Source organism: Cellulosimicrobium sp. G4 BAM 1002 (assembly GCF_057126935.1).
Genome location: NZ_CP182109.1, coordinates 2963292 through 2976989, shown reverse-complemented (window position 1 = coordinate 2976989; position 13698 = coordinate 2963292). Strand labels below are relative to the sequence as shown.

The window sequence follows — 13698 nt, the reverse complement described above, 5'->3', positions numbered from 1 at the left end:
GGATCAGGCGCGCGAGCCGATCGCGTCCACGTCCGCGCCGCCGGTGAGCTGGTCGAGACCCTCGAGCTCCTCGGCCTCCCACGGCGCCTGGCCGAGGCTCGGGATCATCGTCGCGAGCTCCGGGCGCCACTTGGTGAAGCGGTTCGGGAAGCAGCGCTCCAGCAGGTCGATCATCGCTGGGACGGCGGTCGACGCGCCCGGCGAGGCGCCGAGCAGACCGGCGATCGAGCCGTCGGCGGCGGCGATGACCTCGGTGCCGAACTCGAGGACGCCCTTTCCGTCGGCGTCCTTCTTGATCACCTGGACGCGCTGGCCCGCGGTGATGGTCTCCCAGTCCTTCGGGTGCGCCGTGGGCATGAACGCCTGGAGGGCGGTGAACTTGGTCTCCGGGCTGGCGACGACCTGACCCACGAGGTACTGCGTGAGGTCCATGTTCTTCAGGCCGGCCCCGACCATGGAACCGAGGTTGTGCAGGCGCAGGGAGGTGAGCAGCCCGAGGTACTTGCCCTTCTTGAGGAACTTGGGGCTGAACCCGGCGTACGGGCCGAACATGAGGTAGGTCTTGCCCTCGACGACGCGCGTGTCCAGGTGCGGCACCGACATGGGCGGCGAGCCGACGTCGGCCTTGCCGTACACCTTGGCCTGGTGCTGCGCGACCAGCTCGGGGCTGTCGGTGCGCAGGAACTCGCCGCTGATCGGGAAGCCGCCATAGCCCTTGGCCTCGGGGATGCCCGCGGCCTGGAGCAGCGGCAGGGCGCCACCACCCGCGCCGACGAAAACGAACCGGGCCTCGACCGTCGAGCGGCGCTTCGGGGCGTTCCACGAGCGGTCCTTGACCGTCAGGCGCCAGCGGCCGTCCTTCGTCTTCCGGAGGTTCTTCACCTCGTGCTCGAGGTAGAGCTGCGTGCCCTGGGCGACGAGGTGGTCGACGAGCTGCTGCGTGAGAGCGCCGAAGTCGACATCCGTGCCGCTCGTCGCGCGCGTCGCCGCGACCGGCTCGTCACCGTCGCGCTCCGCGACGAGGAGCGGTGCCCACTCGGCGATCACGGCGGGGTCGTCGCTGAACTCCAGCTCGCTGAACAGCGGGTGCTGGCGCAGCGTCTCGAACCGACGCCGCAGGTAGTCGACGTTCTCCGCGCCGCGCACGAACGTCATGTGGGGCGTGCGGGAGATGAAGCTCGCGGGCTGCGGCAGCGCGCCCGTCGTGAGCAGGTGGTGCCAGAACTCGCGGGACACCTCGAACTGCTCGTTGATCTTCACCGCCTTGGTGATGTCGATCGAGCCGTCCGCCTTCTCCGGCGTGTAGTTCAGCTCGCACAGGGCGGCATGACCCGTCCCGGCGTTGTTCCACGGGTTCGACGACTCCTGCGCCACGGCGTCCAGGCGCTCGTAGATGCGCACGGTCCACGTGGGCTCCAGGACCTTGAGAAGAGCCCCCAGCGTGGCACTCATGATGCCACCGCCGATGAGGGCTACGTCGATCTGGTCTGCGCTGCTTGCGGGGTTGCTCGCTCGACTCGACACCCCTCGATTCTACGCTTGTGAAAGAGTGCACTAACTGTGCGGTGCATCACGGGCGTGCGTCACACTTTCGCAGGACGAACGTCCCGAGACCCAGTTCTGGAAGTCCTGAGCAACGTCCGCGGGACCGAGGTAGAACCGTGGTCGGCCGAGGTAGAACGGTGGTCGGCCGAGGTAGAACGGTGGTCGGCCGAGGTGGAACAGTGGTCGCGCGAGGTAGAACGGTGGTCGCGCGAGGTAGGACCGTGGTCGCGCGAGGTAGAACCGTGGTCGTGTCCGACGGCGCGTGGTCGGCTTGGGTGTCGGGGTGGGTGGGGGCGCTGCGTCTTCCATCCGCGCCGCTCGTTCCTCGCGGCGCTCCCGCCAGGCCCGACCACGACGCGGCGCCCCCACCCACCCCTCCCGGCGTCGTCTCGCCCTGGTCTCGGGTCACCTGGGCGGAACCCCGGTGGCGCGCCGAGCATGCGGTTGCGGTTCGTCCTGCGCGTCTGACGGGCGACAACCGCATGCCCGACTGGCAAGGACCGCATGGTCGCCACGAGCACGGCCGGCGCCGGCTCGCCCGGCACGGCCCGCGCCCGCCGTCGGCAGACCACAGTTCTACTTCGCGCGACCAGGGTTCTACTTCGCGCGACCAGGGTTCTCCCTCGGCGGGCCCGGGCAGCACCGAGTCCGCCCCGCACGCGGAACCGACCACGCGCCGGCCTGGGGAGCCGACCACGAGCCGTCCGCGACCCGAGCAGCCGCGGGTTGCTACCTGGGCGGGGAGTAGGGGGAGGGCCAGGGGCCGACATCTGGGAGGGGGACCGGCTCGCCTGCGCGCCGGGCGACCGGCTCGACGTCGGGCGTGCGGCCCGCGAGCCAGGCGGCGACGTCGGTGAGTCGCCCGCGGACGACGGTGGTGCGGTGGTCGTCGGGTTCGAGGACGCTGCGGAGCCCTGCCGGCCCGACGGCGAGGGCGGCGGTGTGACTGTCCACGTCGTCCGGCACCGCGTCGTCGAGGAGCTCGACCACGACGTCGTCGGACAGGCGGACGCCGAGGAAGTCGAGGAGGTGGAGGCCGAGCGCGCGCGGCCAGGTGTCGAGGCCGAGGCCCGCGTCGAGGTCGGCCGCGTGGATTCGCGCCTCGCGCCACCACGCGACGAGCGCGTCGACGACGGTCCCGTCGCGGTACGTCACGGGCGCCGTCCATCCGGGCGACCCCGGCTCGGGCCATGCGGCGTCGAGGCGGTCGGCGAGCGCCTGGAGCGCGGCCACGTGCTCCGCGACCGTGCGGCGAGCACCCGCCTGGATGCCGGTCTCGCGGCCCGCCGCTCCGCCGTCGTACACCTCGACGAGCTCGCTGCGCGCCGCGTGCTCCGCCTGGCGGGCCATCGCCTCGCCGATCGCGGTGACGTGCGCGAGCACGTGGCTGCGGGACCAGCCGGGCAGGCTCGACGGTCCGGCGAGAGCGCGCGCCGGTGAGGGCACGTCGGCGGGGCTCGGCTCGAGCGGCGAGTCGTCGAGGGCGCGCGTCGCGGTGGTCACGGCGGCGAGTGCCGCGCGCGCGTCACGGCGAACCTCCTCGACGTCCGGCACGGCGACGAGGTGGGGGTCGGTCACGGCCACAGGAGCTCCTTGGTCCAGGGGGAGGGCGCGTCGGTCGACGCGGTGTAGCGCAGGCGGGTCTGTCCGGCGCCGGACGACGCCCAGAACTCGACGCTCGTCGGCTCGAGCGCGTACGCCGTCCAGGCGTCGAGGACGAGGCCGGGCTCGGCGCGGACACGGGCGAGCGCGGCGTCCCACGCCACCCTGTAGGCGTTGCGCGACACGAGCGGGGCGCTCTGCGGGCCGGCGAGCGCGGTGGCGCGGGAGAGGTCGGAGCGCGCGAGGAAGTCGGCAGCGGACGCCTCGGACCCGAGGGGGACGACGGGGCCGCGCACCCGGACCTGTCGGCCGCGCTCGCGCCAGAGGAAGGTCAGGGCGGCGTTCGGGTTCTGCGCGAGCGCCACGCCCTTCGGCGAGTCCGCGCGCGTCGCGAACTGCCAGCCGTCGCCGCCCACGTCCTTGAGGATCAGCGTCCGGGCGTCCACCCGGCCGCTCGCGTCGGCGGTCGACAGCGTCGCCGCGTGCGGTGCGGGGAGCCTGGCGTCGATCGCGTCGTCGAGCCAGTCGACGAAGAGCGGGACCGGGTCGTCCGGTGCCGCGTCGACGTCGAGGCCGGGCAGGTCGGTGCCGAAGACCGGCAGGGCGCGCAGGCGGTCACGCAGGGACGGGGTGCCGGTCATGCGTCCTCCTCGGGGCTGGTCGTGCCGGGGTCGAGCAGCGCGACGAAGCCGCGGGCCGCGGCGGCCATCGCGTCAGGGTCGTCGAGGGCGCGGGCGAGGACGTACCCGCCCTGCACGACGGCGACGGCGGCGTGCGCGCGGTCGCGCGCCGCGTCGTCGGGCAGGCCGTCCGCGACGAGGACGGCGGCCGCGAGGTCGACGAGCCCGCGGAAGTAGTCACGGACCTCCGCGGTGAGCGTCGCGTCGTCCATGACGGCCTGGTCGCTCACGAGGCGGCCCACCTTGCACCCGGCGAGCGCGGGACGCGGCCGCTCCAGGTAGCGCACGAGGCGTTCGACGGCGGTCCCACCGGCGTCGAGGTCGCGGCGCGCGGCGTCGAGCGCGGTGGTCGTCGTCGCGTGCACCGCGGCCACCGCCAGGTCGTGCTTGGTGGGGAAGTGGTGGTAGAGGCTGCCCTGGCCCACGCCGCTCGCGGTGAGGACCTGGCGCGGGCTCGTCGCGCCGACGCCCTGGGCCCAGAAGAGCTCCTCCGCGGCGGCGACGAGACGCTCGCGGGCGTCGGTCGTCGTCATGACCGCCACCATACCTACCTCTAGGTATGGTGGCGAGCCAGACGCGCGTCCGCCTGGCCGTCACACACCCGACCGGCGCTCGGTCGGTACGGCATGAGAGTCGAGTCGTACGGTAGGTCGGTGACGGTGCAGCAGCGGGTGCTGGTGGTGGCGGTCCTCGCGTCGTTCGTGTCGTTCCTCGACGGCTCGGTCGTCAACGTCGCGCTGCCCGCGATCTCGGAGGAGCTCACGACGGGCCCGGTCACGGGGCTCGCGCTCCAGCAGTGGGTCGTCGACGCCTACATGATCACGCTCGGTGCGTTCATACTCCTCGCCGGGTCGTTGTCCGACGTGCACGGCCGCCGTCGGATCATGGCGATCGGCCTCGTGGGCTTCGCGGTGACCTCCGTCGCATGCGCGGTCGCCCCCGACGGCCTGGTGCTCGTCGTGGCACGCGGCCTGCAGGGCGTGGCGGGTGCCCTGCTCGTGCCGAGCTCGCTGGCCATGATCATCTCGACCTTCGACGGCGAGCGGCAGTCGCGCGCGATCGGCTCCTGGACGGCGTGGACGAGCACGGCGTCGCTCGTCGGGCCGCTGCTCGGCGGGATCCTCATCGACACGATCTCCTGGCGGTGGGTCTTCTGGATCAACGTGCTGCCTGTCGCCGTCACGCTGTGGCTGCTGCGCGGCGTCCCGCGCTCGGCAGCGGAGGAGGTGGGCGCGGTCGCCACGCGCCGGGTCGACGTCGCCGGGGCGACGCTCGCCGCCGTCGGGCTCGCGGGGACGGTGTTCGCGCTCATCGAGCAGGGGCGGTTCGGGTGGGCGAGCCCGCTCGTCTGGGGGCCGTGCGTCGTGGGGGTGGCGTGCCTCGTCGCGTTCGTCTGGTGGGAGCGGCGCGCCCCCGACCCCATGCTCCCGCCGCGCCTGTTCACCGTGCGGAACTTCGCGTGGGGCAACCTCGCGACCGCCGCGATCTACGGTGCGCTGTACTTCGGCGGGTTCGTCGTGACGCTGTTCCTCCAGCAGGTCGGCGGGTACAGCGCCACCGCTGCGGGGCTCGCGCAGCTCCCCGTGACGCTCGTGCTCCTCGCGCTGTCCACGCGGTTCGGGGCGCTCGCGGGCCGCTACGGTCCGCGGCTGTTCATGACGGTGGGCCCGATCGTCGGCGGGGCGGGCTACCTGCTCCTGCTCACCACCACCGAGGACGCCGTCTACGTCACTCAGGTCCTCCCCGGCCTCGTGCTCTTCGGGCTCGGCCTCGCGATGACCGTCGCGCCCCTCACGTCCGCCATCCTCGGGTCCATCCCGGCGGCCGACGCCGGCATCGGCTCCGCGGTGAACAACGCGGTGTCGCGCGTCGCGGGGCTCGTCGTCATCGCCCTCGCGGGCGTGATCGTGGGCGGCGTGCTCGACCTCGACGGGTTCCACCGCTCGCTCCTCGTCACCGCAGCCCTGCTGGTGCTCGGCGGGGTTCTCAGCTGGGTCGGGATCCGGAACGAGCACGTGGGCGCGTCCAGCGGAGCCGACGTCGAGAACGCCCCGGACCACCCGGAGGCCGAGCCCAGCCGATGACCACGGTCGGGCCGCTGGCAGGACTGGCGGCACGACCGCCGGGTCGGCCGGCGGTGACGTCGGTCAGCGGACCGTCTGCAGGTCGTGCGTCGACGTGTTGAGGCGGCGAGCGCCGTCGGGCACGTCGGACGGGAACGCGACGACGATGTCCTCGATCCGCACGCCGAACCGTCCCGGCAGGTAGATGCCCGGCTCCACGGAGAAGCACATGCCGGGCTCGATCGGACGGTCCTCGCCCTCGACCATGTAGGGCGGCTCGTGCGTCGTCGTGCCGATGCCGTGACCCGTGCGGTGGACGAACTGCTCGCCGTACCCGGCCTCCGCGATGACCGCGCGTGCGGCCCGGTCGACGTCCTGGCACGCAGCTCCCGGGCGGACGGCGTCCACGCCCGCCTGCTGGGCCCGACGCACGACGTCGTACACCTCGCGCTGCTGGGCGGCGAGCGCGTCGTCGGTACCGCCCTCGACCAGCACGGTGCGGCTCGTGTCCGACCCGTACCCGTCGCGGAGGCCGCCGAAGTCCAGCACGACGAGGTCGCCCGGCTCGATCACCCGGTCCCCGCCGTCGTGGTGGGGGTCTGCGCCGTTCGGCCCGGCGCACACGAGCGTGAAGTCGACCTGCTCGTGCCCGTGCTCGCGCAGGAACCGGTCGAGGTCGGTGGCGACGTCCCGCTCGCGTCGCCCGGCGAACGCCACCTGGAGCACCTGCGCGAACGCGGCGTCGGCGGCGGCTCCTGCTGCGGCGAGTCGCTCGACCTCCGCCGCGTCCTTGACGGCGCGCAGGGTCGGGACCGACTCGGTGAACGCCGTGAACCGCACGTCCGGGAGCGCGCGCTGGAGACCGAGGACGTGGAGCGCCCACGTGGCGTCGGAGACGGCGTAGGTCCCCGTCCGGTCGAGGAGCCGCGCCGCGGCGTCGTGCTCGTCGTCGCCGTCGCGCCACGTGACGACGTCGAGCCCGTCCGAGCCCGGGGCGCTCGCGAGGTCGCCGCGCTCCAAGAGCGGCACGACGACGGTCGCCCGGGCAGGCGTGCCCGGCTCGCCCGCCGGGACGGCCAGGAGGGTGAGCCGCTCGGTCTCCGGCGGGGCGTAGCCCGTGAAGTACGCGAGGTCCGGGCCGGGCGAGACGAGGAGCCCCGCGAGCCCCGCGTCGCGCGCGTGCTCGGCCGCGCGCTCGCGGCGGGCGGCGTAGACCTCGGGGCCGAACGCGGCCCCCGTTCGTGCGTCGGTGCTCGTCATGTCGTCAGCCTGGCACCCCGGGCCGCGGAGATCGACCCGAGCCTCGCGAGACCGGCACCGCGAGGGCCGATCTCGACCGCACGGGCCCAATCTCGCGCGGGTGCCGCGGCGCCGACTCCGCGTGGCAGGGTGGGCGCATGACCGACGCGCGCAACCTCTTCGCCGCCCTCGACGCGTTCGACGGGCACTGGCAGCCCCACCGCGTGACGAGCCTCAACGACTACGACGTCAAGGTCGTCAAGGTGCTCGGCGAGTTCGTCTGGCACACCCATCCGGACACCGACGAGCTGTTCCTCGTGCTGTCGGGCGAGCTGACGATCGGCCTGCGCGAGGACGGCGTCGAGCGCGAGGTCGTGCTCGGTCCGAACGACGTGTTCGTCGTGCCGCGGGGCGTCGAGCACCGCCCCCGCGCCGACGTCGAGACGGCCGCCGTGCTCGTCGAGCCGCAGGGGACCGTCAACACGGGCGACGCCGGGGGCGACCTGACGTCACCACTGCGCGAGCTCCCACCGAGGTAGAACCGTGGTCACGACCTTCGGCGGCCGGTCTCATCGCACCACGCTTCACGGTTCTACCCCGGGACGGGGAGTCGCCTCGCCGGCTCAGACGCGGACGACGACCTTGCCCCGCACGTGGCCGGACTGGCTCGCGCGGTGGGCGTCGGCGGCGTCAGCGAGGTCGAACACCTCCGCGACCTCCGGTCGGAGCAGACCTTCGTCGCCGAGGCGCGCGAGCTCCGTGAGATCAGCCGCGTCCGGGCGCACCCAGACGTAGTGCCCGCCGAGCTCGTCGCGCGCCCGCGCGTCCGTGATCGAGGCGACCGTGCCGCCGTCGCGCAGGACCTGGGGCACGGAGTCCAGGGCGTCCCCGCCGACGTAGTCGAGGACGACGTCGACGCCCTCGGGGGCGAGCGCGCGCACGCGCTCGGCGAGGCCGTCGCCGTACGTCACGGGCTCCGCCCCGAGGGCGCGCAGGAAGTCGTGGTTGCGCTCGGACGCCGTGCCGATCACGCGCGCGCCGATCGCCCGCGCGACCTGGACCGCGAACGACCCGACACCACCGGCCGCGGCGTGCACGAGGACGGTCTGGCCCTCTCCCAACCCCGTCCGACGGATCGTCTGGTACGCCGTCAGGCCCGCGAGCGGGACCGCCGCCGCCTCCTCGAACGACCACGCCGTCGGCTTCCGAGCCAGCGTCCGGACCGGCGCCGCGACGAGCTCCGCGAACGTGCCGCCCGCGACCTGCCCGCCCACCACGTCCTTGCGGACGTAGCCGTACACCTCGTCACCGACCTGCAGCTCCGGGGTGTCGAGGCCGACGCGCTCCACGACGCCCGCCACGTCCCACCCCGGCACCACCGGGAAGACGGCGTCCATGACCTGGTCCAGGTAGCCCTCGCGGACCTTCCAGTCGACCGGGTTCACGCTCGCGGCGCGCACGCGCACGAGCACGGAGTCGGGCCCGACCTTGGGCGTGGGGAGCTCGGAGAGCTCGAGGACCTCAGGGCCGCCGAAGCGGGAGTACGTGATGGCTCGCATACCGGCGGCAACCGCGCGACCCGCCTCGCGATTCCCACCACGGTTCTACTTCGGCGGACCACGGTTCTCCTTCGGCGGACCGGGGTTCTGCCTCGGCTGGCAGGGTCAGCCCTCGAGGGCGCTCGGGTCCATGTAGAGGACTTCCCACTGGTGGCCGTCCAGGTCGGCGAAGCTGCGGGAGTACATGAACCCGCCCTCCTCCTGCGGGTCCTTGACGGCCGTCGCGCCCGCGGCGAACGCGGCGTCGACGAGGCGGTCCACCTCCTCGCGGCTGTCGGCGCTCAGCGCGTTGATGACCTCGGTCGTCGTGGTCGCGTCGGCGATCGCCTTGTTCGTGAACTGCTTCGCGAAGCCCTCGCTGAGGAGCATCACGTAGATCGTGTCGCTGATGACGATCGACGACGCGTTCTCGTCCGTGAACTGCTCGTTCACGCTGTACCCGAGGGCGGTGTAGAACGACTTGGAGGCGTCGAGGTCCTTGACGGGCAGGTTGACGAAGATCTGCGTGCTCATGGTGGTCCTCCGAGCTCGTGGGCGTGGTGCCCTCCGTGGGATGTCGTGGGGGTAGACGAGCGCTTCGGCGCGAACTCATCGGTGCGCGAGCGCGGGAGGGCTCGGCGCGACGGAACGGTGTCGCTGTGGGATCGTCGCCGTAGCGTCCGGCGCAGGCGTCCCGGCGCGCGGCACCCAAGCAGCACCGACGACGTGGTCGGAGGGTGTCTGAGGTCTTGCCAGCACGGTCGAGACATGGGAGCGGGCGCATGGGGACGAGCTGTACGCCAGGTGCGAGGAGCTGCGCCGGCCGGCCGTGCTCGAGCTCGCCCGCATCGACCTCCGACACCGTGCGAGACCGCGTGCACGCCGACCTCCTGGCCGTCATCGATCACTGAGCACGTGAGACGAGAGGAAGCACCATGACGGACATCGACAGGCCCGAGGCCCCGAGCGAGGCGCCCGCGGGCGCCCGCCCCGACACCGTCGTGCTCGTGCACGGCCTCTGGATGACCCCACGCAGCTGGGAGGGCTGGGTCGCCCACTTCGAGCAGCGGGGCATGAGGGTCGTCACCCCGGGCTACCCCGGGTTCGAGGTCGAGGTGGAGGCGCTGCGCGAGAACCCGGAGATCATCGCGGACCTCACCGTGCCGGAGACGGTGGACCACCTGGCGGCGGCCGTCGAGGCGCTCGACGCACCGCCGATCATCATGGGCCACTCGTTCGGCGGCACGCTGACGCAGCTCCTGCTCGCGCGCGGCCTCGGCTGTGCGGGCGTCGTCGTGAACTCCGCGCCGACCGAGGGCGTGCGCGTCAACCCGGTCTCCCAGGCGCGGTCGCTCTTCCCGGCGTTGCGCAACCCCGCGAACCGGCGCCGCGCGGTGGGCTTCACGCCGGAGGAGTTCCACTACGCGTTCACGAACACGCTCACGGAGGAGGAGTCGCTCGCGGTGTGGGAGCGGTACGCCATCCCCGCGCCGGGCAGCTGGGTGTGGGACTACGGCCTCATCGCCAACTTCAAGCCCGGTCACCAGGAGACGTGGGTCGACTACTCGACGGACCGTGCGCCGCTGCTCTTCATCGCGGGCGAGAAGGACCACATCATGCCGCCCTCGGTGAACCGGTCGAACGCGAAGCACTGGGAGAAGTCGCCGGCGCTCACGGAGTACTTCGAGTTCGAGGGTCGCGACCACTGGACGTGCGCGGCCCCCGGCTGGGAGGCCGTCGCCGACCACACGCTCGACTGGGCGCTCGCGCACGCCCGGGTCGCGCAGCCCTGACGCCCGGGGCTCCAGCGGCTCAGACGAGCACGACGCCGTCGCGCGCGACGACGCGACCCCCGGACACGACGAGCGCGCGTCGGGGGGCGCGCACGACGGCGTCGGGCACGTTCTCCGCGTCGACGAGGACGACGTCCGCGGGGGCACCGACGACGAGGTCGTGCAGGTCGCGCCCGACGAACCTCGCGGCGTCGGACGACGCGATGCGCGCGGCGGTGACGAGCTCGCCGTCGTGGCGGAACCGCGACAGGCGCGCGAGCTGCGTCGTCAGCGCGAGCAGGTCGCCCGTCCCGTAGGGCGACCACAGGTCGCGGATCCCGTCCGTGCCGAGCCCGACGGCGACGCCCGCCGCGCGTAGCGCGTGCACCGGCAGGGGAGCGGCGCCGATCGGCGCGACCGTCGTCATGGTGATACCGGCCTCGCCCATCGCGGCGACCAGGTCGGCCTGGCGCGCCGCGGGCACGTCGCCGACCGCGAACCCGTGCGCGACGTTGACCTTGCCCTGCAGCCCCGCGCGCAGCGTGCGGTCGATCATGAGCTCGACCTGGAACGCCCCGAGGTCGCCGCCGTCGTGCAGGTGCACGTCGACCCCGACGCCGCGTCGCTCGGCGATCGCGAACAGCCCGTCGAGCTGCCCGACGGGGTCGCGGTCGATCGACGCCGGGTCGAGCCCGCCGACGTGCTCCGCACCCGCGGCGGCGGCCGCGTCGAGGAGGTCGAGCACTCCCGGCCGGCGGAGCACGCCGTCCTGCGGGAACGCGACGATCTCGGCGTGCACCGCGCCCCCGAGCGCGGCGAGGGACTCGCGCACGACCTCGATGCCGCGCAGGCCGAGACCGAGGTCGACGTCGACGTGGGTGCGGATCGCCGTCGTGCCGTGACGCACGAACTCCCGCAGGACCGCCAGGGTCACGTCCACGCCGGGGATGCCGAGCTCGTCGCGGTGGGCGCGCTCGTGCGCGATGCGCCCCTGCGTCGTCGCCTCGCCGCCGTAGCTCACCCACGGCTTGCCCCACCAGCTCTTGTCGACGTGCGCGTGCGCGTTGACGAGCCCCGGCAGGGCGAGCAGTCCCCGCCCGTCGACGACGCCGTCGCCCGCGCCGTCCGTGCCCGACGCCGTCGCGCCGGCCGGGTCGTGCGGCGTCACCGCGGCGATGCGCCCGTCCGCGACGTGCAGGTCGACCGGTTCGCCGCCCCAGGGGCGGACGTCGCGGAGGACGGTGACGGTCTCGGGGGCGGTCTGCGGTGCGGGCGCGGTCATGCGGCGGGTCCTTCCGGGAGGGGGACGACCACCTGCGGTCGACCGGGGATCTGGATCTCGTGCGTCGCGAGGGTGGCGAGGTCGACGACGGTCGCGCCGTCCCACGCCTCGGCCTGCGTGTAGCCGCCGGCGAGCACGGCCTGCAGGGTGCCGGTGGCGGGGTCGGTCCACGTCGTGACCGTCTCGTGGCGGCGGGTCAGGGGAGCGACGCGCTCCTCGCCCGTCGCCGGGTCGAGCACGGACACGTTCGGACCGCCCGTCGCGTTGCCGAACGGGCCGTTGCCCACGACGACGACGCGGCCGTCGGGCGTGCGCGCGACGCCGTGCTGGTGGCTGTCGGCGCCTGACGGGACCGTCGTCGTCGTGCCGGTCGTCGGGTCGAGCCGCACGAGCACCCGGCCCTGGTAGGGGAGCAGGAGCGTCCCGTCGTCGTCGAGGACGGCGTAGTGCGCCTTCTCGAACGACGCGAGGCCGCCCTCGGTGCCGAACGGCGCGACCTCGATGCGGCGCGCCTCGAACGTCGTCGTGTCGACGACGTGCACGGAGAACGTGTCGTGGTCGACCGTGTAGGCCTCGGCCCCGTCGGCGGAGACGAGCACGTCGAAGGGGCGCAGCCCGACGGGGGTGCTCGCGACGACCTCGCGCGAGGCCACGTCGATCGTCTCGAGCGCCGACGAGTCGCCGCGGTGGACGGCCACGTGCACCCGGGTCCCGTCCGGCGACACCGCGATGCCCATGCCGCCGCGGCGGTACTCGCCGAACGCCACGCGCGACGGCGCGTCCCGGTAGGGGAGCAGGTCGACGCGCTCGCGCGTGGCGAGGTCGACGACCGCGACGCCCTGCGCCGTCGACACGTACGCGCGCATCGTCGGCGCGTGCACGGCGATGCCCCACGGCGCGGCGCCGACCTCGACCCGGTCGACCACGGCGCTGCCGCCACGGATCGTCGGGTCGACGACGGCGAGGCCGTCGGACTCCGACTCGGTCGCGAGGAGGTAGCGCGGCGGGACCTCGGCGGGCTCCGTCTCGGACTCCGACCCGGGCGTCAGCGGGTCAGGGCTCGGATCCGCGCTCGGCGTGCTCTCGGCGGTCCGCGTGGCGTCGGGCCCGACCGGGTCGGTCGGGGTCGCCTGCGAGCACGCCGCGAGCAGCAGGACGACGGCGCTCGCCGCCCAGGTGCCCCCGCGGCGCCGTGTGCGGGTCGGCGCGTGGCTCGGGCGAGCCTCGGAGGGATGCGAAGGGTTCACCACCATGGCAGAATGGTATACCAAACAAGTCCCACGACGGATCCGGGAGGATGGCGCCATGTCACCCCGCTCCTCCGGCCCCGAGACGTCCGCGCTCACCGCGTTCGAGCCCGAGGCCCAGCGCGTCGCCCGCGTCCTGCGCGACCAGATCGTCGACGGCGACCGCGCGCCCGGCAGCAGGCTCGTCGAGCGCGACCTCGCCGACGAGCTCGGCGTGAGCCGCGTCCCCGTCCGCGAGGCGCTGCGGTCGCTCGTCGCCGAAGGGCTCGTCACGCCACGCCCCCGCACGTGGGCCGTCGTGCGCACCTTCACGCCCGACGACGTCGCGCAGCTGCTCGAGGTGCGCGCCGCGCTCGAGGTGCTCGCCGCACGCCGCGCCACCGAGCGGGGGACGCCGGAGGACGTGGCGGCGCTCGCGGACGCGCTCGCGCGCGAGGACGACGCCGCGGCACGCGGCGACGGGACCGCGGCCCGCCGCGCGGCCGCCGACTTCCACGAGGCGCTGCTCGCCGCCGCCGGCAACGGCGTGCTGGACGAGCTCACGGCCGTCACCGCGAGCCGCTCGCGGTGGCTGCTCGGCCAGCACGAGGACCTCGCGGGGATGGCCGACGAGCACCGCCTCCTGCTCGACGCGATCCGCGCGGGTGACGCGGACGAGGCGGCGCGACGCGTCGTCGGCCACCTCGAGACGTCCCGGAAGGCCGCGGCGCGCACCCCGACCGCGTGACCG

The 13698-nt window shown here is 73.9% G+C and carries 13 protein-coding genes; 4 read left to right on the top strand and 9 right to left on the bottom strand.

Translation table 11 applies throughout. The annotated features are described in order from the left end of the window. Positions 1-3: 3 nt before the first annotated feature. From mqo to ACMXGY_RS13485, 4 genes are all read right to left on the bottom strand, one after another. On the bottom strand, positions 4-1524 hold the full coding sequence (gene mqo, locus ACMXGY_RS13500) for a malate dehydrogenase (quinone) (RefSeq protein WP_483773505.1): 1521 nt from the start codon (positions 1522-1524) through the stop codon (positions 4-6). A 750-nt stretch (positions 1525-2274) separates the two neighbouring features. After that, positions 2275-3123, bottom strand: coding sequence for a maleylpyruvate isomerase family mycothiol-dependent enzyme (locus ACMXGY_RS13495; protein ID WP_483773504.1), 849 nt, complete (start codon positions 3121-3123; stop codon positions 2275-2277). Further along, positions 3120-3788 (bottom strand): pyridoxine/pyridoxamine 5'-phosphate oxidase, encoded by a 669-nt coding sequence (locus tag ACMXGY_RS13490; RefSeq protein ID WP_483773503.1) that lies wholly within the window; start codon positions 3786-3788, stop codon positions 3120-3122. The genes ACMXGY_RS13495 and ACMXGY_RS13490 overlap by 4 nt, the downstream gene beginning before the upstream one ends. Beyond that, the gene (locus ACMXGY_RS13485) at positions 3785-4360 is read right to left on the bottom strand and encodes a TetR/AcrR family transcriptional regulator (RefSeq protein WP_483773502.1); all 576 of its coding nucleotides are present in this window, start codon (positions 4358-4360) and stop codon (positions 3785-3787) included. The genes ACMXGY_RS13490 and ACMXGY_RS13485 overlap by 4 nt, the downstream gene beginning before the upstream one ends. A gap of 93 nt (positions 4361-4453) precedes the next feature. On the opposite strand from ACMXGY_RS13485, the gene ACMXGY_RS13480 reads away from it, so the two are divergent. After that, positions 4454-5911 (top strand): MFS transporter, encoded by a 1458-nt coding sequence (locus ACMXGY_RS13480; RefSeq protein ID WP_483773501.1) that lies wholly within the window; start codon positions 4454-4456, stop codon positions 5909-5911. Between the two features lie 63 nt (positions 5912-5974). Here the strand turns inward: ACMXGY_RS13480 and ACMXGY_RS13475 are convergent, their stop codons facing one another. Continuing rightward, on the bottom strand, positions 5975-7150 hold the full coding sequence (locus ACMXGY_RS13475; RefSeq protein ID WP_483773500.1) for an aminopeptidase P family protein: 1176 nt from the start codon (positions 7148-7150) through the stop codon (positions 5975-5977). 137 nt (positions 7151-7287) lie between these two features. Between ACMXGY_RS13475 and ACMXGY_RS13470 the strand changes: the two genes are divergently transcribed. Next, the gene (locus ACMXGY_RS13470; RefSeq protein WP_483773499.1) at positions 7288-7668 is read left to right on the top strand and encodes a cupin domain-containing protein; all 381 of its coding nucleotides are present in this window, start codon (positions 7288-7290) and stop codon (positions 7666-7668) included. Between the two features lie 84 nt (positions 7669-7752). Here the strand turns inward: ACMXGY_RS13470 and ACMXGY_RS13465 are convergent, their stop codons facing one another. Beyond that, positions 7753-8688 carry an NADP-dependent oxidoreductase gene (locus ACMXGY_RS13465; protein WP_483773498.1) on the bottom strand — a complete coding sequence of 312 codons (936 nt, stop codon included), beginning with the start codon at positions 8686-8688 and terminating at the stop codon, positions 7753-7755. A 105-nt stretch (positions 8689-8793) separates the two neighbouring features. Further along, entirely contained in the window at positions 8794-9201 is a 408-nt protein-coding gene (locus ACMXGY_RS13460) for a VOC family protein (RefSeq protein ID WP_483773497.1), read from the bottom strand. A gap of 401 nt (positions 9202-9602) precedes the next feature. Between ACMXGY_RS13460 and ACMXGY_RS13455 the strand changes: the two genes are divergently transcribed. After that, positions 9603-10460, top strand: a complete 858-nt coding sequence (locus tag ACMXGY_RS13455) for an alpha/beta hydrolase (protein WP_483773496.1) — start codon at positions 9603-9605, stop codon at positions 10458-10460. A gap of 19 nt (positions 10461-10479) precedes the next feature. Here the strand turns inward: ACMXGY_RS13455 and ACMXGY_RS13450 are convergent, their stop codons facing one another. Further along, entirely contained in the window at positions 10480-11721 is a 1242-nt protein-coding gene (locus ACMXGY_RS13450) for an amidohydrolase (protein WP_483773495.1), read from the bottom strand. After that, positions 11718-12974, bottom strand: a complete 1257-nt coding sequence (locus ACMXGY_RS13445; RefSeq protein WP_483773494.1) for a hypothetical protein — start codon at positions 12972-12974, stop codon at positions 11718-11720. Before ACMXGY_RS13445 ends, ACMXGY_RS13450 begins: the two co-directional genes overlap by 4 nt. A gap of 52 nt (positions 12975-13026) precedes the next feature. Here ACMXGY_RS13445 and ACMXGY_RS13440 point away from each other — a divergent pair, with 52 nt between their 5' ends. Continuing rightward, entirely contained in the window at positions 13027-13695 is a 669-nt protein-coding gene (locus tag ACMXGY_RS13440; protein ID WP_483773493.1) for a GntR family transcriptional regulator, read from the top strand. Positions 13696-13698: the final 3 nt, after the last annotated feature.